Consider the following 20,429-nt stretch of genomic DNA (forward strand, 5'->3'; position numbering starts at 1 on the left):
TATTATGTAATAAGCAAAGGATGTGAAAAAATGGAATGGCAGCAGCTCGAATATTTTAATGTTGTAGCTCAAACGGAACATTTCACAAAGGCCGCAGAAAAATTATCAATTGCACAGCCTACGCTCAGCCGCTCAATTTCTAAATTAGAATCAGAGCTTGGCGTGCCGCTATTTGAACGAAAAGGAAGGCAAGTCATTTTAAATCGATACGGACGGCTTTTTTACGAACGAACGGCTAAAGTATTAAACGAAATGGAAGAAGCTAAACGTGAGCTTTCAGATTTGATTCATCCTCACCGCGGCAGTATTTCGTTTGCTTTTTTAAAATCATTAGGCGCTTCGTCCGTCCCAAAACTAGTTCATGCTTTTTTACAAGAGTATCCGAACGTTCAGTTTCAAATTTTTGAGAACGCCACGAACATCATGCTCGATCAGCTTCAAACGGGGGAAATTGATTTTTGTATGTCTTCTGTAACGGAATCTAGGGCAGGAATTCAGTGGGAATATTTATGGAAAGACGAGCTGTACGCGTATGTCCCTGATACGCATTCTTTTGCCTCAAAACAAGTGCTTTCGATTTCAGAGTTGGCTCATGAATCGTTTATCGCGTTAAAAAAAGGATATGGAAGCCGAACAATTTTTGATCAGCTGTTTGAAGAGGCCGAGATTGTTCCAAATATTACGTTTGAAGGAGAAGAATTTTTAACGGTGATTGGTTTTGTAGCGGCTCATTTAGGGGTTGCCTTGCTTCCTGAAATAAAGGGAGTAGACTTGCGAGGCATTAAAAAAATAAAGCTCAAAGAAGACACAGCTTCAAGGGTAATTGGGGTTGCGTGGAACAAGGATAAATATTTAACTCCTGTTGCGAAAAAGTTCCAGGAATTTTTAATTCAGTATTTCAAAGACCATCATACGGGAGGAAAACGATGAAGAAAATTGCTTGCCTGCACGCTCATCATTCGAACATCTCTTATATAGAAAAAGCGCTGCCGTTTGCGAACTGTATGCATTTCGTAGACCCTGGCCTTGTACATCGGGTAACAGCCGACCCTAAGTTTGCAGCGGAGTCAGCAGCTGCAAAAGTAGAGAAGTAGTTAAAGTGGATGGAAGAATGTTCAGCGGATGCCATTTTACTTACGTGTACGAACTACATTGCTCTTTTACCAGAAGCATTTACAAGCGATATTCCAATTATTAAAATCGATGAGCCTTATTTTCACCGAATATGTGAAATAGAAGAACCACAGCTTATCGTGTTTACAAATCCGGAGACCGTAGAAGGAACAATGAAGCGCCTAGACGAATTTGCATTTCATCAAAATGTAAAGATAAAGGTTCGTCCTGTTGTGATAGAAGGTGCTTTTGAACTAGTAATGACTGGAAACCTAAAAAAGTATAAACAGCAGGTAAAACATGTCTTACATGAGCTAGTAAAAGAGCATAACACTGTTGTTTCAGTGGCGCAGCTCTCGATGGTAGAAGCGGCGGCGGAGGTAAGCGACCGTATTATTACGCCTCTTCAACCGTTAGCAGAAGAAGTAAGAAAAACAATTATTAGGTCATAAGAAATGAAAAAAAGAAAAAATAAATGGTAAAATATTCACTTTATTTTGACAAAAATTTCATTTTCCTATATGATAAGTAGTGTTATAGAAACCACTTATTATATAGGGGAGGCATCGTTTTGTGAAGAAAGCAAATGCACGCGATAAGATTTTAGAAACAGCATCCCGGCTTTTTCAGCTGCAAGGCTATCATGCAACAGGATTAAATCAAATTATTAAAGAGAGCGGGTCGCCAAAAGGGTCTCTTTATTATTATTTTCCAAAAGGGAAAGAAGAACTGGCGATTCACGCTGTTCAATATACGAATAAATACGTCCAAGTTCAAATTAAAGAAAGTCTAAATAAATCTTCTGACGCAGCGCAGGCTATTCAGTATTTTATTGAAGAATTGTCCAAGCAGTTTGAACAAGAAGAAAGCATTGCTGGTATGCCTGTTGGGCTGCTGGCTGGAGAAACAGCGCTTATTAATGAACTGTTGCGCGAAGTCTGCTACGCAGCGTTTCAAGATTGGGAAAAACTTTTTAGAGAAAAAATGATAGAGAGCGGATTTGAAGAAAAGCAGGCAGGAGAGCTTGGAGTTGTGATTAACTGTATGATTGAAGGAGGAATCTTGCGTTCGTTAACAGAGAAAACAAGCGCTCCTTTGCAGCAGATTAAGCAGCAGATTCCAGTTCTTGTTCGTAAATAAAAAGTGAGGCTGGGACATCACAAAATGAATCTACTCTAAAGACTAACAATCGGGATACATGAGCTGGACTGCTTGTGACACTGCTGTTGATTTCCGTGCAAGGCTTCGCTTTCCGCGGGAGGCCGCTGAGCCTCCTCGCTGCTTGTGCTCTTGCGGCGTCTCACCTGTACCGTTTTTCCCGCAGGAGTCTGCGCCTTGTCCTCCAATCAACAGCTAGAAGTAGCTACCTACATAAAACCTAAGTTCACCATAATCATAAAAAAACACGAACTATTCATCCTTTGTGATAGATAGTTCGTGTTTCACTTTAACTAGACTACTTTGTTCTCGACTCTTTTTTATAGATTGACGGAATTTGGCATATATTGATAAAATCTAAAGTGTATTTTCTGAAAATTCTATTTCCTGAAAAAGAGAAAGAAAGGAGTAGCTTGTGATTTTTACTATTATTCAAGCTGATGATACGTGGGCACTATGGGGAATTCTAGCGATTTGGGCTTCTGTTAGTATTTTTCTCGAACAAAAGTATAAGTGGGCTTCTTTTCTGTCAGGAGCTATTATTGCGCTAGCAGGAGCGCTTATCCTATCAAATTTAAAAATCATTCCAACAGAGTCTCCGGTTTATGATGCGGTTTGGGCGTATCTAGTACCGCTTGCCATTCCATTATTGTTATTTCAAGTCAATATGAAAGAATTATTTCAAGAAAGCCGGAAGCTGCTTTTTATTTTCTTAATCTGTGCAGTAGGAACGGTTATAGGGAGCACGGCAGGCTTCTTGTTATTAAAAGATTATATTCCTGAACTAGCAAAAATTGCAGCTGCTATCGGCGCTTCTTATGTAGGCGGAGGGGTTAACTTTGCTACCGTTACGGCTAAATTTGAACCATCAAGTCAAATGGTTTCCGCGACGGTGGTTGCTGATAATATGGTCATGGCTTTGCTGTTTGCCGTGTATATGTTTGTTCCTTCTATGAAGTTTTTTAGAAAACATTTTAAGACGCCTCATATTCAAGAAGTAGAGGCTGGGCAATATGGAGAAAATGATCGCCATACGCTTGCAGAAAAATATTGGGCAAAAAAAGAAATTTCGCTAAAAGACGTGGCGGCTTCAATTGGTACATCATTTTTTCTAGTGGTTGCATCGTTTAAATTAGCCGAATGGTTTGGAACAATCATTCCAACCGGTCCAAATGTTTCGGTAGTTCAAACATTATTACATACTATTTTGAGCGAAAAATACTTATTGCTTTCCACACTTACGTTTCTTGTCATTTATCTGTTTCCTTCTTATTTTAAAAACATTAGCGGAAGCCAAGAAATCGGCACATACTTCATTTATATTTTCTTTGTTGTCATTGGAGTGCCGGCGTCCATTCCATTAATTGTTGAAAAGGCACCTCTTTTGATTCTATTTGTGCTCATTGTGGGAATGAGTAATTTAATAGTGGGACTGCTTTTAGGAAAAGTATTTAAAATTGATTTAGAACATATATTACTGGCGAGCAATGCAACGGTAGGAGGACCTACGACAGCAAGCGCAATGGCGATTGCTAAAGGATGGGGAAGTTTGGTTGGTCCTATCTTGGTAGTAGGAACGCTTGGCTATATTATTGGTAACTATATCGGTTTTGCACTTGGTTATTGGTACTTAACATTTTAAATAAAAAAACGCCTCCTCTGATGACTCAAAGGAGACGTTTTTTTATTTAGCGTGCTTGACTGCTGATGATCGATAAAAGCGGCCTTTAAAGATATACGTAGCTGTAATAAATAAATAGATAGCTAGTGTAATAGTCGTAATAACAACGGAGGTTGTGCAGATAACACCAATTAAAATAGCGCTTAGTGCAATTAGGGCAGCCCACGTCGTATAAGGAAACCATTTAACAGAGTAGCTACTCGATGCTTCTGGCTGAACTTTGCGGGACTTTAAGTGTGCGATTGCAATAATCAACCAAATAAACAGCACGGTATATCCTAAGGATCCCATCAAATAATCAAATGTTTTACTTCCTGCAAATAAGGAAATCAACACGCCCACATAAAGGGATGATGTACACATTAAGATTGCATAGACAGGAACTTTTTTAACAGAAAGTTTCGAAAATATCTTCGGCACTCGACCGTCTACTGCTTGCGTATATAAAATACGCGATGAACCGTAAAGCCCTGAGTTCATTGAAGAAATAACGGCTAACAAGATCACGGCATTCATAATATGGTCTGCTCCAGGAATTCCAATCATTTTAAATACCATCACAAAAGGGCTTTGAGAAACGCCATTCACTTCATTCCAAGGAATTAAGCTTACGATGATAAAAAATGGGAACAGATAAAAAGCAATGATGCGCGTTAATGTGCTGCGCACGGCTTTTGGTACTACTTTTTCAGGATTTTTTGTTTCAGCTAGCGTCACTCCGATGATTTCAGTTCCACCGTAAGAGTAGATGACCACTAGCATCGCCGTAATTAACCCAGTTGGTCCTTTAGGGAAGAAACCGCCGTGATCGCTCAAGTTTGAAAAGCCGGCTGCGGTATGGTGACCAAATGATACAAATAGTAACAGAAGTCCAGCGATGATAAAGATCACAATGACCGTAATTTTAATTAAGGCTAACCAGTATTCCGTTTCAGCAAAGGCTTTAACCGAAAGCAAGTTAATAACTGTGACAATAACGGATACGCCTAAAGCAAGCATCCAAATTGGATAATCAGGAAGCCAGTACTGAATAAAAATAGCTGCTACAACGGCTTCAGCTGCAATGTTTAACACCCACATTTTCCAGTAAATCCAGTCTAAAAAATAAGCGGGGTAGCTTCCTAAAATCGACTGAACTAAATCACGAAACGTTCGTGCGTCACTGTTTCGAACCGCCATTTCAGCAAGACCTTGCATAATGAATAGTAAAATAATTCCGCCAATTAAATAAGCAATGATAACTGATGGTCCTGCCATATCAATAGCTGAGCTGCTTCCTTTAAATAAACCAGCGCCAATTGCTCCACCTAGCGCCATCATCATAATATGACGTGAAGTCATTGTTCGCTGCAAACCTTGGTTGTCCTTCTTCATGACTTTTCCCTCCACTTTTTTATAAAATAAAAAAAGCTTATCGTCTCCTACCTCATTATCAAATGAGAGAAGAGACGATAAGCTTTAGCTAACCGCGGTACCACTCTTGTTGGCTCTTAAAGAACCCTGCTTAAAACCTGATAACGAAGGTTAGACGTTAAAACTTAGAGAATACTTCTGCATTCTTTCTGAATTACCACTCCTGGGCGAGTTCAAAGTATTATTGGACTACGTTACACCAACCCGTAGCTCTCTTGACCGAATAATAAGCTTCTACTACTCCCAATCGCTGTGTTTTCGATTAAAAACTGAAAGTTCTTGATGAATAACCATTACTATACGTGCTTCTTTTTTCTTTGTCAACAGCTATTTTCTAAAAAATAAAATGATGGAACTTTGGTTTTTATAGAGCTCAAGACTGGTTATTTTGGTAAAAAAATCAGTCGTTTCACCTAATTTTCACCAACTCTGCTTACATTAAGAAATATGAAAAAGAGGTTGTTTTGACAAATACATAGCTGAGGAGAATGAATAGAGTGAAAAAGATGATGTACGTCCGGTTTGGACTGGATCTTTTAATGGCCGTTACGTTTGTTTTGTTTTTTAACAAACAAGTATTGGGAGGGTTAACGTTTCATGAAATTGCGGGGTTGGCGATTGCCGTTGCCTTTTTTACCCACGTGCTGCTAAACTGGCAGTGGGTAAAGAAAGTTACGGTTAAATTATTTGACCGCAAGCTTCCGCGCAGAACAAAGTTTGGTTACTTTTTAAATATCATGCTGTTGATTACGATGTCATTTATTATGGTAAGCGGTATTTTTATTTCAAGAGTAGTATTTCCGAATATTAATGTTGGCAATGAACAATGGTTTAAGATTTCGCATATTTCGGTATCGTTTTTAGTGTTAATTTTAGTAGCCGCTCACATAGGTCTTCATTGGCAATGGGTTATAAATGTATGTAAAAATATGACGAAATTCAAAAAGTCAAAGAAAAGCTTGAGCATAGCAGCTAAGCTTGCAACCGTTGCACTGTTAGTCGTTGGCATATACGAAATAAATGAGACGGGTTTTCTTGGGAAGCTTGGAGGAATAGCGAAAGTACTGAATTTAAGTTCCTCAGATATACCGCAAAATGGCGGTGGGAAGCTGGATTTTGATCACCATTCATTTAGCGAGAACAAATCTTCTGCGACGGCATCTGCTGGTCACGAACGTCCGAATTTTGATCACGATGGCCGAGGTATGGAAAGAGGGATGAAAGGAAAAGAAAGCGGCTTTGAAAGTCCGAATCCTTTTGTTGTAATCGGTACTTATTTTGCTATTATGTCGGTTTTTATTAGTGTTATTTATTATATTGGAAAAATATTATCAGAAGTAAAAAGACGTAAAAAAATGGCGGGTCCGACTGCAGAAATTTAAATAAAAATGCTTTCTATTTCACTGTTTTTTCATCGTGCAGAAGTAAAATCATTTGTGTAAAAGCAAATGCTTTGCAAAATTAATATGAGATAAACTTAGGTGGTGGAAATCGTGAAACAACACACACAGCCTGAAACGGAACATAAGAAAAATTGGTTTATTAATGCGCTATTGAATTTTGGTATTTATAAAAAAGGAAATCGGCACCTATACGAACTGACACTTCAAGAGTTAGAAGCTCAATATGTAAAAGTGAAAGCATTCATGTATAATCAGGGACCTCTTTCGCAATGATAAAAAGGCACTCAGTATATGAGTGCTTTTTTATATGAGAAAGTCTTATTCTTTGACAGGCAAAATTGTACATATTAAAATTACAGTATATTTTAAAGTTACAGTTTTAAATGACACATATTATAGGTAGGAAAAACAGTTTCTACCTATAATATGCCAATATTTTTGACCGTATCATTTTTGGAGGGAAACAAAATGACAAATAAAAAGTATGAGCCGCTTTTACAGCCATTTACTTTTTCAAATGGCATCAAATTAGATAACCGCGTTATTCTTGCGCCTATGACAAATTTTTCATCAAATGAAGATGGAACAGTATCAAATGCAGAAGTAGACTACTATGTACGACGTTCAAACGGTGTTAGCATGGTCATTACAGCATGTACATACGGAACGCCGAACGGCAAAGGATTTCACGGAGAGTTTGCTGCAGACAGCGATGAAATGATTCCTAGCCTGCGCCGTTTAGCAACAGCCATTAAAGATCAAGGAGCAAAAGCAGTTCTTCAAATTTTTCATGGAGGCCGCATGTGTCCGCCTGAGCTTGTTCCAAATGGAGAGGTCGTTAGCGCAAGTGCTGTTGCTGCAGAACAAGAAGGAGCACCGGTGCCTCGAGAGTTAACAAATGAAGAAATCGAAGGCATTATTCATGATTTTGGTGAGATGACGCGCCGTGCTATTGAAGCAGGATTTGACGGAGTTGAAATCCACGGAGCAAATAACTATTTAATTCAGCAGTTCTTTTCGCCGCATTCTAATCGCCGCGAAGATAAATGGGGTGGCAGCGTAGAAAAACGCTTAACATTCCCGCTGGCAATTGTAGACGAAGTAAAGCAAGCCGTTTCTAAACATGCAAAAGAGCCATTTTTAGTAGGCTATCGCTTCTCGCCAGAAGAGCCTGAAACGCCTGGAATTACAATGGCTGATACGTTGAAGTTAGTTGATGCACTAGCAGAAAAAGACCTTGATTACCTTCACGTATCCCTAATGGAATTCTGGTCAAAACCGCGCCGAGGCGTGGAAGATACTCGTTCACGTATTGAAATTATTCAAGAGCGAGTAGGAAGCCGCGTGCCTGTAATGGGCGTAGGTTCTATTCATACAGCCGACGAAGCAGCAGCAGCTCTTGAAACCGGCATTCCACTGCTTGCGATTGGCCGTGAATTAATTATGGATCCAGACTGGGTTCAAAAAGTCAAAGAAGGCCGTGAAAATGAAATTGTGACCACATTAAGCAAAAAAGATCAGGAAAAGCTTGTGATTCCTGACCCGCTGTGGCAAGCCGTTATTAACACACCAGGCTGGTTCCCGGTTGAAGATTAAAAGAAAGACAGAAAAGCGCAAAGACGATGGGACTGACCCCGTGTCTTTGCGCTTTTTGCTTTCTCATGGAACAGAGCTTATGAACCATTAATTTACAAATAGATTTCTTTATGTTTGAATAATAATAGTTTTCTGAAAGTGAGGTGGGGAAATGAAAGCAGACCCAATGGTAAAAATGATGGTTTCAATGAGTATTTTTGGTTCAATTGGCTTTTTCTCCACACAAACTGGACTGCCTTCTTTTGATTTAGTATTTGTTCGCTGTATTTGTGCAACGCTTTTTCTCGGAATGTGCTGGTTTGTAACGGGTGAATATAAAAGGGAGAAATGGAATGCCAAAGAAATAAAGCAAATTTTACTGTGCGGCATATTCCTTGTGTTTAACTGGGTGTTTCTATTTAAAGCATTTGAAATGATGTCCGTTACGGTAGCTATTTCTATTTATCATCTTGCACCCGTTTTAGTATTGCTTTTGGGAAGCTTTATATTTAAGGAGAAATTAACGGTTCTTGGCGTTATGTCTATTTTCATTTGTTTTGTGGGAGCACTTCTGATTATTGGAGTGAAGGAACTTACGATTGATGGCTTCATGTCGTCAGGAATACTGTGGGCGCTTTTAGCCGCTTTGTTTTATGCATGCACAACGCTGCTTGGCAAAGGAATTATTCATACGAGTGCTTACGCTGTTACATTTCTTCAGACTTTTGTAGGGGTTTTTTTATTATTGCCGTTTGTTCATTTTAGTGATTTTCATTTCTTAACAGCGTCCAATTGGACAGCAATTTTAGTAACGGGCTTTGTACATACTGGTTTAGTGTATTATTTGTTTTTCGACAGCCTGCGCTATTTAAAAACTCAGGTGATTTCGGTTCTAGTGTTTTTAGATCCAGCTGTTGCTATTTTATTAGATACAGCATTCACGGGATTTCGCCCGACGCTTTTTCAGCTGGCAGGCATTGTTTTGATCTTTTTAGGAATGATTTTTACTTTGAAGCCAAAACCTTCATCTAAAAAAAGTATTTCCACTAGCAAGATTAAAAAGATCACATAGAATTTCTATTTCATCTGCAGGTCTTCATTTATTAGAAAAAGGGGAGCTGGTCATGAAAGTCAGTAAGCAAAACGCAGAACACTACGTGTGGGGAAGAAAATGCGATGGGTGGCACCTGGTGAAAAATAAAGACGTAAGTATTATTCATGAGCGCATGCCTCCTCATACGAAAGAGGTAAGGCATTATCACACGAGAGCACAGCAATTTTTCTTTGTGCTAAAAGGAACAGCTGCTCTAGAAGTAGACGGAATTATTTATGATGTAAAAGCACATGAAGGAATAGAAGTGCTTCCGTCCATTCTTCATCAAATGATGAATTGTTCGGGCGAAGATATTGAGTTTCTTGTTATTTCACAGCCCTTTGCACAAGGAGACCGCATAGCTGTTGAGAAAGATAAAGATTAAGCATAGATAAGTCTATTTTTACTAGTCCTAACAGTAAGCGAAGAATATCGTCCAGTACAATAGTACCTTTTCATTCAGTAAGTGAAATATTATGCCTAATAAAATAAAAATACTTTTATTGCAGAGCAGAAATGTGGTAAATTAATATGTATGCAATATAGGGAGAACAAAATTTACAAATTAACAATTGTGTAATATTAACATCAAGATAAAAAATAAGAGATTACAAGTTGAAATGTAAATTTTGTAGATGACTAAAAAAAGAGATGAAGATGATATTGTTTGACAAATTGAATCATTTTCAGGTAATCTTTTGCAGGACGTAACCGTTACGATTTAATGGAGGGGACTTTCCTGAGGTTAGCTGAACATGAAATCTCTACTTTTTAGTGAAAGGAATTTGAAAATGAAAAAACTATTTTCAAAGCCGTTGTTTTACTTTTTTATAGCGGTTTTATTCATGTGGATCAAGTCTTACATGTCTTACAAAGTGGAGTTCAACTTAGATATAAGTGACTCAATGCAAAAAACGTTATTGTTTATTAATCCAATTAGTTCAACTTTGATCTTTTTAGGGTTAGCATTGTTTGCAAAAGGGAAAAGAGCCATCGTTTGGACGCTTATCCTTAGTACAATCATGACGGTCATTTTGTACAGCAATATTTTATATTATCGATTCTTCAATGACTTTGTGACATTGCCTACTTTAACGCAAACAAGCAATGTGGGTCATATGGGAGGCAGTATCGCTGATTTAGTAAAAGCTCACGATATTTTTTACTTTGTAGATATCATTTTACTGATTGCGCTATTGTTTGTTAGAAAAATCGAATGGCCAAAAGCACGCCTTAAATTCCGCTATACGTTCATGGTATTAGCGGCAGGAGCTATCGCTTTTGCAATTAACTTGCACTATGCTGAAAAAGATCGCCCTGAATTATTAACAAGAACATTTGATCGCAACTACCTAGTGAAATATTTAGGAGCATACAACTACACGGTGTATGATGCAGTTCAAACGTTTAAAAACTCAAAGCAGCGAGCATTCGCAAGCAGTGATGACTTAACAACAGTGAAAAACTTCAGTACAAGTCACTATGCAGCTCCAAATATTGAGTATGCCGGTAAAGCAAAAGGAAAAAACATTATTAAAATTCATCTAGAGTCATTTCAGTCATTCCTGATTAACTACAAGTTAAACGGGCAAGAAGTAACGCCGTTTTTAAACTCATTAGCAAATGGAAATGAATTTATGTATTTTGATAACTTCTTCCATCAAACAGGACAAGGTAAAACAGCTGATGCAGAGCTTATGATGGATACATCATTATACGGCTTGCCTCAAGGATCAGCATTTAGCTTAAAAGGCCGCAACACGTACCAAGCAGCACCAGCGATCTTAGATCAAGAGGGCGGCTATACAAGTGCCGTTTTACACGGAGACTATAAAACGTTCTGGAACCGTAATGAAATTTATAAACAGTTCGGTGTGGATAAATTCTTTGATGCAAGTTATTACAATATGACTGGTGATAACAAAGTAAACTATGGATTAAAAGATAAGCCATTCTTCAAAGAATCTATGCCAATGCTACAGTCATTGAAGCAGCCGTTCTATGCGCATATGATTACATTAACAAACCATTTCCCATTTGTCCTTGATAAAGGCGATGCTAGCATTGAGCCGGCAAACACAGGAGATGGAACGGTAGACCGTTATTTCCAAACGGCTCGTTATTTGGATGAATCACTGCAAGAATTCTTTACAGAGCTAAAAGCTTCAGGCTTATATGACAACTCAGTTATTATGATTTACGGCGACCACTACGGTATTTCTGAAAATCATAACAAAGCAATGGAAAAAGTTCTTGGCGAGAAAATTACGCCATATAAAAACGCTCAGCTTCAACGCGTACCGTTCTTCCTTCACGTACCAGGTGTAAAAGGTGGAGTGAACCACACGTACGGCGGTGAAATTGACGTAGTGCCTACGCTTCTTCACTTAGTGGGAATTGATAGTAAAGAGTATGTTCAATTCGGTACAGATTTATTATCAAAAGACCACGATCAGGTAGTAGCATTTAGAAACGGTGATTATGTTTCTCCGAAATACACGTCAATTGACGGCAAGTATTACGATACAAACACAGGAGAAAGAATCACAGCAACAGACGAAGCGAAAGCTTATAAAAAGAAAGTTGGAAGAGAGCTAGAACTTTCTGATAAAGTGTTATACGGTGATTTATTACGATTTAATAAATTAGATGACTTTAAAGCGGTCGATCCATCAAAATACATGTATGGAAAAGACCAAGAAACAGAAAAGTAATGTAAGCTTTCACACCATACAATCCAAACAAGCAAGTAGAGGAGCTTTTTAAAAGCTTAGCTACTTGCTTGTTTTATGAGAACTTCATTGAAAAAGAAAGCTGGTGACAGAAACGTGGAGCGAACAAGACGCAAAAGAAGAAGAAGAGTTCGATGGGGCAGAGTGTTCTTTGCTTTGTTGTTTCTTTTTATTATCGTTGGAGGCATATACAGCTATTTCCAATATAAGCAAGGGCTATCGATGGCAAGCGGTGGTAAATTTGCGGATGACGGCACGACATTTGAACAGTTTCAAGGCAGTCTCCCAAATAACGGAGAAGTAAATATGCTGCTGTTAGGAAGTGACTCGCGCGGGGAAAAGCATTCTCGTACAGACTCTATTTTAATTGCTCACTACGATTCTAAAAGCAAACACCCGAAAATTGTTTCCCTTATGAGGGATATGTACGTGGATATTCCAGGACACGGCAAGCAAAAGCTGAATGCTGCTTACGCGTTCGGAGGTCCTGAGCTGCTGCGTCAAACGATCAAACAAAATTTTGATATCGATATTAACTATTATGCAGTTGTGGACTTCGAAGGGTTTTCAAAAATTGTAGATACGATTGCACCTGACGGCATTGAAGTAACCGTGCCTCACGATATGTCTTCGGGAATTGGTATGACGCTTCACAAAGGTACCCAAGTTTTACACGGTGAACAACTGCTTGGCTACGTACGTTTTCGCCATGATAACATGAGTGATTTTGGACGCGTTCAGCGCCAGCAAGGAGTCGTTTTAAAGCTTAAAGATGAAGCAGCAAGCCTAAACAGCGTGTTTAAAATACCGAAGCTTCTCGGCGTAATGGATCCTTACATCGATACAAATTTAGATACAAAAAGCATGATGCTTCTGGCTAAAGATGTGGTAACAGGAAACATGAAAGATGTTCAAAGCCTGCGACTGCCGTTAGACGGATCATTTGAAAACAAAACGTATAGCGGTGTTGGTATGGTGCTTGATATTGATTTAGATAAAAATAAAGAAGCGCTGCAAGAATTCTTAAATGACAAATAAAGAAAAGCCTCGAGACGCATGTCTCGAGGCTTTTTCCTTATACATAGACGATGATGTGTTTGAATGACGTAATTAAACTGGTCACTATACCAGAGCATACAACAATGAATAATGAATAAATAGCTGTATCGTTTTGAAGCAGTAAAATACCTGAAATAATAATAGATGCGTCAATCACTAAAATGATGATGCCGGGGTTTAAAGATAACCATTTCGCAAGTATCAGAGAAAATAAGTCGACCCCGCCTTGACTTGCGTGCTGCCGGAGCATGATGCCGGTTCCGATTCCGTTAAAAACACCTCCAAGGCAAGCGCTTAAGATAATGGGAAGGTGAAAAATCCCGTGAAGCGGAAACAGCAAATCAATCATAACGGCTGAGAGAACCATGCCATAGATAGCATTTAAAAAATAAGAGCGGTTAAAACCCAAGGCGAGAAGGTAAATCGGCAAGTTTAAGCAAAAAATCATCACACCTACTTTATAGCCAAGTAAATAATTAATGATTAAGCTAATTCCGGTAATGCCTCCTGTTACAAGCTGAAGCGGAAGAATAAAAACGTTAATCCCGATACTAACAAACACACTGCCAATTCCAATTGCAATCAATTTTTTATACATGCTGTCTCATCCTTGTCTATGAATCTCTTTATATGTATATGAAGACAAGCAGAGTTTCAGCACAAAGACCGCTTTAGAAACCATAATGAACGGATTAAATATATGCAAAGGAAGCTGTTTTAAGATGCAAATGTGTTGCATAAACATGGTTCACCATAGACAATAAGAATTAACGAAGAAGGTAAATGGAGGAGAAAAAATTGATCGTTCGAAAAGCTAGAGAAGAAGAAACATCATCTATTGAAACAGTGACGCTTGCTGCTTATGAGCAATATGCAGCTGTAAAATCAGAAGCACACTGGAAAAGATATCGAAAGGGAATTTTACATACCCTGAGTGAAGAAAAGAAATTTGAGTGCATTGTAGCTGAAATCGATGGAGAAATGGCAGGAAGCGTTTTGTTTTATCCCCCAAATACGGATGTATACGGAGGATTGTTAAAGCCATTTCCATGGGCTGAAATTCGTCTGCTGGCAGTTGCTCCGTCGCATCGCCGAAAAGGAGTCGCCAACGCGCTTCTTGAAGCGTGTGAAAAAAAATCTCGGGAGCTAGGGTGTTCTTATTTAGGTTTACATACAGATCATTCAATGGAACATGCCATTAAGCTGTACACTAAAAGAGGTTACGTTCGCTTTCCTGATAACGATTTTTATCCGGTAAAAGATTTGCACGTTATGGCATTTAGAAAATCAGTTTAATAAAAAAAGCCTTTGAAATCAATGATTTCAAAGGCTTTTTTGAGATTCTGAATTTAAAATGACAAAAGCGAGAAAAAGAATAGCAGAAGCTAGCCAAACTGCTTTTGTCCCCAGGGTGAAAGTAGAAATAGAACCTAACATTGCCCCGCTCAAAAAAGAGAGGATAATGGCGGTAAAACGAAGGCACTGATAAGCAGCATTTTCATCGCGTTTGAATATAGCATAGTATGCTGCTTGAGAAGCAGTACGAAGGTTTCCGGTTGTCATGGTTGTATTATATGACCATTTTATCAAAGTTCTAAATGAAGAAACTTGAAGAGCAGCAACAAATGAAATTGTTACTGTAACCAACATATTAGGAACACTAGACGGTAAAAAACCAACGATAATGAGTGCGACAATTTCTAAAAGCAATACGATACGAGAAGTATCAGGGAGTACAGATACAAATCGCGGCTGCTTAAATGTTTCGGTTACAGCAACGCCTAGGATAAAGGCTACAATAGGGGGAATATGAAAAAAAGCTTCTGTCCATTGACCTTGCGCTGCCTTTACACCTAATAAGACGATATTTCCACTTTGTGCATTTGCGAATACTCCGTTTCTGCTTATATACGTATAAGCATCAAGAAAACCTCCCACAATAGCTAACAAAATTCCAAGGATAACTGAATTTGCCGTTGCAGCTTTTTTGAATTGTTTCGTTAATTGTAAAAAGTAAGATGATTTGTTTGTGAGCATGTCTTCTTTCTGCCTCCTGAAAATCTAAGGTGCATTATCTAGTATAAGCAAAAGAAAAGCTTTTCTTCAATTACTGTGATTTCATAGAAAAAAGATAGGGTAGGTCCCTATCTTTTTTGTAATTTATATAACGTGACGATTCCAGTGGCGGTGAGCTGAAATAGCTTCAATAAATTCATCTGTAAAGCGTGTAGTTTCTCCAGTTACGACACCGGGACTGCTATCTAAACCAGCAGCTTTTAGCCACTTAACGCCTTCATCCGACGCGCCAATTGGTTTAAAATGCTCGAATGCTTCTTGAGCAAACGTCAGTGCTTCTTTACGAAACTTCTCATCAGCGGACGCGCTTCCGACAACATAAACCGCATCGAATAAAACAGAATCACTTGTTAAGAACGTGTGCTGTACTTCAAGTTCTGACCCGTCTGTTCCTTTCACGTTTTGGAGGGTTGTGCTTACAATTTCAGGCTGAATGCCCTGTTGTTTTAAACTATTTAACACTTGTGGTAGGTCACCCATAAAGTCATTAGCTACAATGACAGCTACTTTACGCGTATTCGGCTTTTTAATCGTCTGTTCTTGACTAAGAGCCGGAGATGACTTGGTCACTGGCGCGTCTTCTCCTGATGGAGGCGTGGCACCAATCGCTTGTGCTACTTGTTTAGCTAGCACTGTACTGACGTTGGCAAACATATCAACGACCTGCTGCTGAACAGACTTGCTTTTCACTTTTCCAAGCTCAAAGCTGAAAGCACTGATAATATGCTCTTTTTCAGTATCGCTCATGCTATTCCAAAATAGCGTTGCCTGTGAAAAGTGGTCTTTAAAACTTTCGCTTCGGCTTCGAACTTTTCTTCCTTCCACTTTTTCTTGATAGTGAGCATAACCGCCCTCTGACTCTGAGACAGGAGCCGGCGTATTGGCTGCAAGAGAGTTTCTGTGATAGCTGACAGGCCCTTTATTAATTGTTTGACGTCCGTAACCGTCTCGTTGATTGTTATGAAACGGGCATACTGGACGGTTGATTGGAAGTTCGTGAAAATTCGGACCGCCAAGACGAATAAGCTGGGTATCTGTGTATGAAAACAATCTTCCTTGTAAGAGAGGATCATTGGAAAAATCAATTCCCGGTACCACATGTCCCGGATGGAATGCGACTTGTTCCGTTTCGGCAAATACGTTGTCTACATTTCGATTTAAGGTCATTTTTCCAACCAATTTGACGGGAATGTCTTCTTCAGGCCAAAGCTTAGTTGGATCGAGAATGTCAAAGTCGAATTTAAATTCATCTTCCTCATCTATGATTTGAATACCTAGCTCATATTCAGGATAGTCTCCGTTTTCAATCGATTCCCATAAATCGCGGCGATGAAAATCCGGGTCTTTCCCAGAAATTGTTTGAGCCTCGTCCCAAACAAGGGAATGCGTTCCGAGCACAGGCTTCCAGTGAAATTTGACAAAATGAGCTTTTCCTTCTGCATTAACTAAGCGAAAAGTATGTACGCCGAAGCCTTCCATCATACGCAAACTGCGTGGAATTGCACGGTCTGACATTGACCACATGACCATGTGAGCAGACTCTTGGTTATTGGCGACAAAATCCCAAAACGTATCGTGTGCTGAAGCTGCCTGCGGCATTTCGTTGTGTGGCTCAGGCTTAACAGCGTGAATTAAATCCGGAAATTTAATCGCATCTTGGATAAAGAACACGGGAATGTTATTTCCAACTAAGTCATAGTTTCCTTCTTCTGTATAAAATTTTGTTGCAAAACCACGGGCGTCGCGCACCGTTTCAGCTGAACCTTTAGAACCTGCTACAGTAGAAAAACGGACAAATACAGGTGTTTTTACAGATGGATTCTGTAAAAATTCGGCTTTTGTATATTCACTGAGAGAGTCATACAGTTCAAATTCTCCGTGAGCAGCGAAGCCTCGTGCATGAACGATGCGTTCAGGAATGCGCTCGTGGTCAAAATGCGTCATTTTTTCACGGAAATGAAAGTCTTCCATAAGGGTTGGACCACGTTCACCTGCTTTTAAAGAAAATTCATCTTCGGAAAGCTTTAACCCTTGATTGGTTGTGAGCGCTTGGTTTCGATCATCTGTTTTAAACTGCTCGAGCTGTTCTTGCTTGCTTTTTTCATTTACAGGGTGCTTTTTTGTCATACATGTTTTCCTCCTTGATCTTTAGTTAATAATCATTACAAAATGTGTACCCTATCAAAAGTTGAAGCAAACAGAAATGTTGGAATTTTTTCGTAGGAAATCCGTTATTTTCTTGTTATGATTATGAATAAGTATTCATAAATAAGAAAATAAAAGGAGAGGGGATACATAGATGAAAACACGGGTAACAGATTTATTAGGAATTCAATATCCAATTGTACAAGGAGGTCTGGCTTATTTAGCGTACGCCGAACTTGCTGCTGCTGTCTCAAATGCAGGAGGGCTTGGACAAATTACAGCTATGACGCTCCGAACACCTGAGAAACTTCGAGCTGAAATTAAGAAAGTACGTTCTTTAACTGAGCGTCCTTTTGGCGTTAATTTTGCTGTTGGAGGTCAAACAGAAGGTTCTTATAAAGAACTTCTCGACGTAGCAGTAGAAGAAGGTGTGCCTGTTGTTTCCATAACAGGAGCAAATCCCGCACCTATTTTTGAGAGATTAAAAGGAACAGGAATTAAAACGCTCGTGCTTGTAGCCAACGTGCGTCAAGCTCAAAAAGCTGAGAAGCTAGGAGCAGATGCTGTCATGGCAGTGGGGCAAGAAGCAGGAGGACATATCGGACGTGAGGATCTCGGCACAATGGTATTAATTCCTCGAGTAGCTGAGGCTGTGTCAATTCCGGTTTTGGCAAGCGGAGGGATTGGAAATGGACAAGGATTATTAGCAGCGTTATCATTAGGCGCTGAAGGGATAGAAATGGGAACACGTTTTATCGCGACAAAAGAATGTGTAGATGCCCACGATGCGTATAAACAAGCTATTGTAGAAGCAAAAGAAACCGATACTGTGGTTATTAAACGTTCGTTCGGAGCACCTGGACGCGTATTGAAGTCCCACTATACTCTTGACATTATTGAGCGTGAGCAGCAAGGAGAGAGGTACGAAGAGTTAAAAGACGTCATTAGCGGAGTGGCAAACTGCCGATATATTTATGAAAATAAAATCGATGAAGGCTATGGATGGGCAGGTCAAGTCGTTGGACTGATTGATAATATTCCAACGGTGCAAGAGCTTTTTGACAGTATGATAGAAGAAGCAGAAGCTGGTTCTAAACGACTGCTGAGTATAGTGGAAAAGAAGTAGAGATACAAGCCGTCATACCGCAGCAATTATTCGCATATTTATAATCTATATCTCTAAATGAGGTGAGAGAATGAAAAGGATGCGAGCATTTGCTATTATGACGTTTTTAGTAGTAGGTTCAGGGTATGCAGTTTTTACTAAAAAAGAAGAAGTTTTCAAGACTCAGCAAGCACAAGTGTACGAAGAAGCAAAGCCTGTTATTAAACAAATGGACAAACTGGATATTTGGCATAAAATCAGCAGCGGTTTAACTGAAGCGGGCTATGAATCAAGGGGCGTGAATTCTTCCCTTTACTCAAAAGACAGAGTAGAGCTGGATGTGTATATGGAGCCTTCCGTTTCAGCTGATGCCAAAACGCAAGAAACGATTAAACAAATGGTATATAAAATACTCGAAGAAAATAAGTTTCAGCAAAAGGCCTTTCATGTAACAATTAAATTCCTGCCCGAAAAACAAGCAAAATAGACTTGTCTCGGCCAGGAAATTTTTTTGTTAAAATGCTTGTTCATTGGCTGCTGGAATACTCTCTGGGAGAGAAATTTCAGCATTTTTGGGCTGATACGCAATTTTTCCGTCCAGCACATCATTTGCTTTTTGTAGATCTAATAAATTTTCCCATCGTGCGATAATAAAAGCAGCTACCGCATAACCAATAATATTAACTGTAGTCCGGTAATTACCCATAAAGCGATCAGGAGCGAGCATCAGAGCAACGGCAGCTACCGGAATGGATCCTGTTGCTGCTGCGGTAGCCGAGAGAGCAACAAAAGCTGATCCTGGAATACCAGCCATTCCTTTAGACGTAAGAAGAAGAACACCAAGCATTAAAAGCTGATCAGTGAGGCTCAAATCCACACCTGTTGCTTGTGCTAAAAAGACGAGGGCAAGAGACAGGTAAATGGAAGCACCGTCTAGATTAAACGAATAGCCTGTAGGCACAACAAGGCCCACGACTGCTTTGTTGCATCCTGCTTGTTCGAATTTATCCATGAGCTGCGGCATAACGGCTTCAGTGGAACCCGTAGCAAATGCCAGCATAATTTCTTCTCGTATATATAGAATGACTTTCCACAAACTTAATTTTAAATAGATTCGTAAAATAACAGCTAAAACAAGAACAAATGCTAGACAGGCAATTGTCATAGCGATAAATAACTTTCCGAATGCAGCAAGTGTTCCAAGACCGTACTGACTAACTGCGAATGCCATGGCACTAAAGGTGGCAAGAGCCGTTAATTTCATAATGTATCCCATAATTTTAAACAACACATCATTTACTTTTTCCAATACATTTAAAAGGGTCTCTGCTGTTTTTTCACCTATATGGACAAGCGCGATGCCAAACAAACAAGAAATTAAAAGCACTTGAAGCATGGAGTTGCTTGAAAAAGCACCAACTGCACTGTCTGGAATCATATTAAGAAAAAAATCACCTTCACTCGGAAGTTCAGAGCCGTTTGTCTTCGCGTCCACTTCGCTTGTGTTTAAGCTTGAAGGCTCAACATTCATACCGGTGCCGGGGTTCATTACGTTTGCTACTAATAGACCGATCAATAGGGAGAATGTTGTGACAATTTCGAAGTAAAGAATGGTTTTTCCGCCGATACGCCCAACTGTTTTAATGTTTCCAACCTTGGCAATTCCAACAACGACTACTCCAAAAATAAGAGGAGCAATCAGCATTTTGATAAGCTTAATAAAACCGTCTCCAATCGGTTTCACAGCATTTCCAAAGCTTGGCCATAGATATCCTACGGCTATGCCAAGTACAATTGCCATCATAATTTGAAAGAAAAGACCTTTATAAAAAGGTTTTTGCTTACTTTTTGCCGCTGTTTGTGTCATGTGTTCTCC

General features: G+C 39.3%; 19 protein-coding genes, 1 pseudogene and 1 other annotated feature. Of the genes and pseudogenes, 14 read left to right on the plus strand and 6 right to left on the minus strand.

The window, feature by feature from the left end; all coding sequences use genetic code 11:
- The first annotated feature begins 30 nt into the window (after window positions 1–30).
- The 3 genes and pseudogenes from POF52_RS04750 (at window position 31) to POF52_RS04765 (ending at window position 2,253) form a co-directional block, all read left to right on the plus strand.
- A complete protein-coding gene (locus tag POF52_RS04750; RefSeq protein WP_013084614.1) occupies window positions 31–930 on the plus strand; it encodes a LysR family transcriptional regulator in 900 nt (299 codons plus the stop codon).
- Window positions 927–1,565, plus strand: a pseudogene (locus POF52_RS04760) (hypothetical protein). The gene POF52_RS04750 and the pseudogene POF52_RS04760 overlap by 4 nt, the downstream one beginning before the upstream one ends.
- A 121-nt stretch (window positions 1,566–1,686) precedes the next feature.
- A complete protein-coding gene (locus POF52_RS04765; RefSeq protein ID WP_271990205.1) occupies window positions 1,687–2,253 on the plus strand; it encodes a TetR/AcrR family transcriptional regulator in 567 nt (188 codons plus the stop codon).
- A gap of 42 nt (window positions 2,254–2,295) precedes the next feature.
- On the opposite strand, the gene POF52_RS04770 is transcribed toward POF52_RS04765, so the two are convergent.
- The gene (locus POF52_RS04770; RefSeq protein ID WP_162837667.1) at window positions 2,296–2,463 is read right to left on the minus strand and encodes a hypothetical protein; all 168 of its coding nucleotides are present in this window, start codon (window positions 2,461–2,463) and stop codon (window positions 2,296–2,298) included.
- Window positions 2,464–2,686: 223 nt separating this feature from the next.
- Here POF52_RS04770 and POF52_RS04775 point away from each other — a divergent pair, with 223 nt between their 5' ends.
- Window positions 2,687–3,913: a DUF819 family protein gene (locus POF52_RS04775; RefSeq protein WP_176583267.1), complete on the plus strand. Its 1,227-nt coding sequence runs from the start codon at window positions 2,687–2,689 to the stop codon at window positions 3,911–3,913.
- 42 nt (window positions 3,914–3,955) lie between these two features.
- Here the strand turns inward: POF52_RS04775 and POF52_RS04780 are convergent, their stop codons facing one another.
- The gene (locus tag POF52_RS04780; RefSeq protein WP_271990210.1) at window positions 3,956–5,326 is read right to left on the minus strand and encodes an amino acid permease; all 1,371 of its coding nucleotides are present in this window, start codon (window positions 5,324–5,326) and stop codon (window positions 3,956–3,958) included.
- 67 nt (window positions 5,327–5,393) lie between these two features.
- Window positions 5,394–5,625: a binding site (T-box leader), on the minus strand.
- A 246-nt stretch (window positions 5,626–5,871) separates the two neighbouring features.
- Here POF52_RS04780 and POF52_RS04785 point away from each other — a divergent pair.
- From POF52_RS04785 to POF52_RS04815, 7 genes are all read left to right on the plus strand, one after another.
- Window positions 5,872–6,747 carry a DUF4405 domain-containing protein gene (locus tag POF52_RS04785; RefSeq protein WP_271990879.1) on the plus strand — a complete coding sequence of 292 codons (876 nt, stop codon included), beginning with the start codon at window positions 5,872–5,874 and terminating at the stop codon, window positions 6,745–6,747.
- 111 nt (window positions 6,748–6,858) lie between these two features.
- The gene (locus tag POF52_RS04790; RefSeq protein WP_217598290.1) at window positions 6,859–7,041 is read left to right on the plus strand and encodes a Fur-regulated basic protein FbpA; all 183 of its coding nucleotides are present in this window, start codon (window positions 6,859–6,861) and stop codon (window positions 7,039–7,041) included.
- Between the two features lie 195 nt (window positions 7,042–7,236).
- Window positions 7,237–8,364 (plus strand): NADH-dependent flavin oxidoreductase, encoded by a 1,128-nt coding sequence (locus POF52_RS04795; protein ID WP_013084607.1) that lies wholly within the window; start codon window positions 7,237–7,239, stop codon window positions 8,362–8,364.
- 151 nt (window positions 8,365–8,515) lie between these two features.
- Entirely contained in the window at window positions 8,516–9,415 is a 900-nt protein-coding gene (locus POF52_RS04800) for a DMT family transporter (protein WP_013084606.1), read from the plus strand.
- A 52-nt stretch (window positions 9,416–9,467) separates the two neighbouring features.
- The gene (locus tag POF52_RS04805; RefSeq protein WP_013084605.1) at window positions 9,468–9,821 is read left to right on the plus strand and encodes a cupin domain-containing protein; all 354 of its coding nucleotides are present in this window, start codon (window positions 9,468–9,470) and stop codon (window positions 9,819–9,821) included.
- 406 nt (window positions 9,822–10,227) lie between these two features.
- Window positions 10,228–12,150, plus strand: a complete 1,923-nt coding sequence (locus tag POF52_RS04810; RefSeq protein ID WP_013084604.1) for an LTA synthase family protein — start codon at window positions 10,228–10,230, stop codon at window positions 12,148–12,150.
- Between the two features lie 87 nt (window positions 12,151–12,237).
- Window positions 12,238–13,206 (plus strand): LCP family protein, encoded by a 969-nt coding sequence (locus POF52_RS04815; protein WP_271990219.1) that lies wholly within the window; start codon window positions 12,238–12,240, stop codon window positions 13,204–13,206.
- A gap of 37 nt (window positions 13,207–13,243) precedes the next feature.
- Here the strand turns inward: POF52_RS04815 and POF52_RS04820 are convergent, their stop codons facing one another.
- Window positions 13,244–13,825, minus strand: a complete 582-nt coding sequence (locus POF52_RS04820; protein ID WP_271990222.1) for a YitT family protein — start codon at window positions 13,823–13,825, stop codon at window positions 13,244–13,246.
- Between the two features lie 200 nt (window positions 13,826–14,025).
- Here POF52_RS04820 and POF52_RS04825 point away from each other — a divergent pair, with 200 nt between their 5' ends.
- Window positions 14,026–14,523, plus strand: coding sequence for a GNAT family N-acetyltransferase (locus POF52_RS04825; protein ID WP_013058629.1), 498 nt, complete (start codon window positions 14,026–14,028; stop codon window positions 14,521–14,523).
- A gap of 27 nt (window positions 14,524–14,550) precedes the next feature.
- On the opposite strand, the gene POF52_RS04830 is transcribed toward POF52_RS04825, so the two are convergent.
- Both POF52_RS04830 and POF52_RS04835 read right to left on the minus strand, forming a co-directional pair.
- Complete coding sequence (locus tag POF52_RS04830; RefSeq protein WP_271990227.1) at window positions 14,551–15,264, minus strand: YoaK family protein; 714 nt, start codon at window positions 15,262–15,264, stop codon at window positions 14,551–14,553.
- 123 nt (window positions 15,265–15,387) lie between these two features.
- Entirely contained in the window at window positions 15,388–17,430 is a 2,043-nt protein-coding gene (locus POF52_RS04835; RefSeq protein ID WP_271990230.1) for a catalase, read from the minus strand.
- A 172-nt stretch (window positions 17,431–17,602) separates the two neighbouring features.
- On the opposite strand from POF52_RS04835, the gene POF52_RS04840 reads away from it, so the two are divergent.
- Both POF52_RS04840 and POF52_RS04845 read left to right on the plus strand, forming a co-directional pair.
- On the plus strand, window positions 17,603–18,574 hold the full coding sequence (locus POF52_RS04840) for an NAD(P)H-dependent flavin oxidoreductase (RefSeq protein ID WP_271990233.1): 972 nt from the start codon (window positions 17,603–17,605) through the stop codon (window positions 18,572–18,574).
- A gap of 70 nt (window positions 18,575–18,644) precedes the next feature.
- The gene (locus tag POF52_RS04845; RefSeq protein ID WP_013058625.1) at window positions 18,645–19,040 is read left to right on the plus strand and encodes a hypothetical protein; all 396 of its coding nucleotides are present in this window, start codon (window positions 18,645–18,647) and stop codon (window positions 19,038–19,040) included.
- Window positions 19,041–19,067: 27 nt separating this feature from the next.
- Here the strand turns inward: POF52_RS04845 and POF52_RS04850 are convergent, their stop codons facing one another.
- Window positions 19,068–20,420, minus strand: a complete 1,353-nt coding sequence (locus tag POF52_RS04850) for a cation:dicarboxylate symporter family transporter (RefSeq protein ID WP_271990236.1) — start codon at window positions 20,418–20,420, stop codon at window positions 19,068–19,070.
- Between the last annotated feature and the right edge of the window lie 9 nt (window positions 20,421–20,429).

Origin of the sequence: Priestia sp. AB, from assembly GCF_028369225.1 — a bacterium.
GTDB classification, from domain to species: Bacteria; Bacillota; Bacilli; order Bacillales; family Bacillaceae_H; genus Priestia; species Priestia megaterium.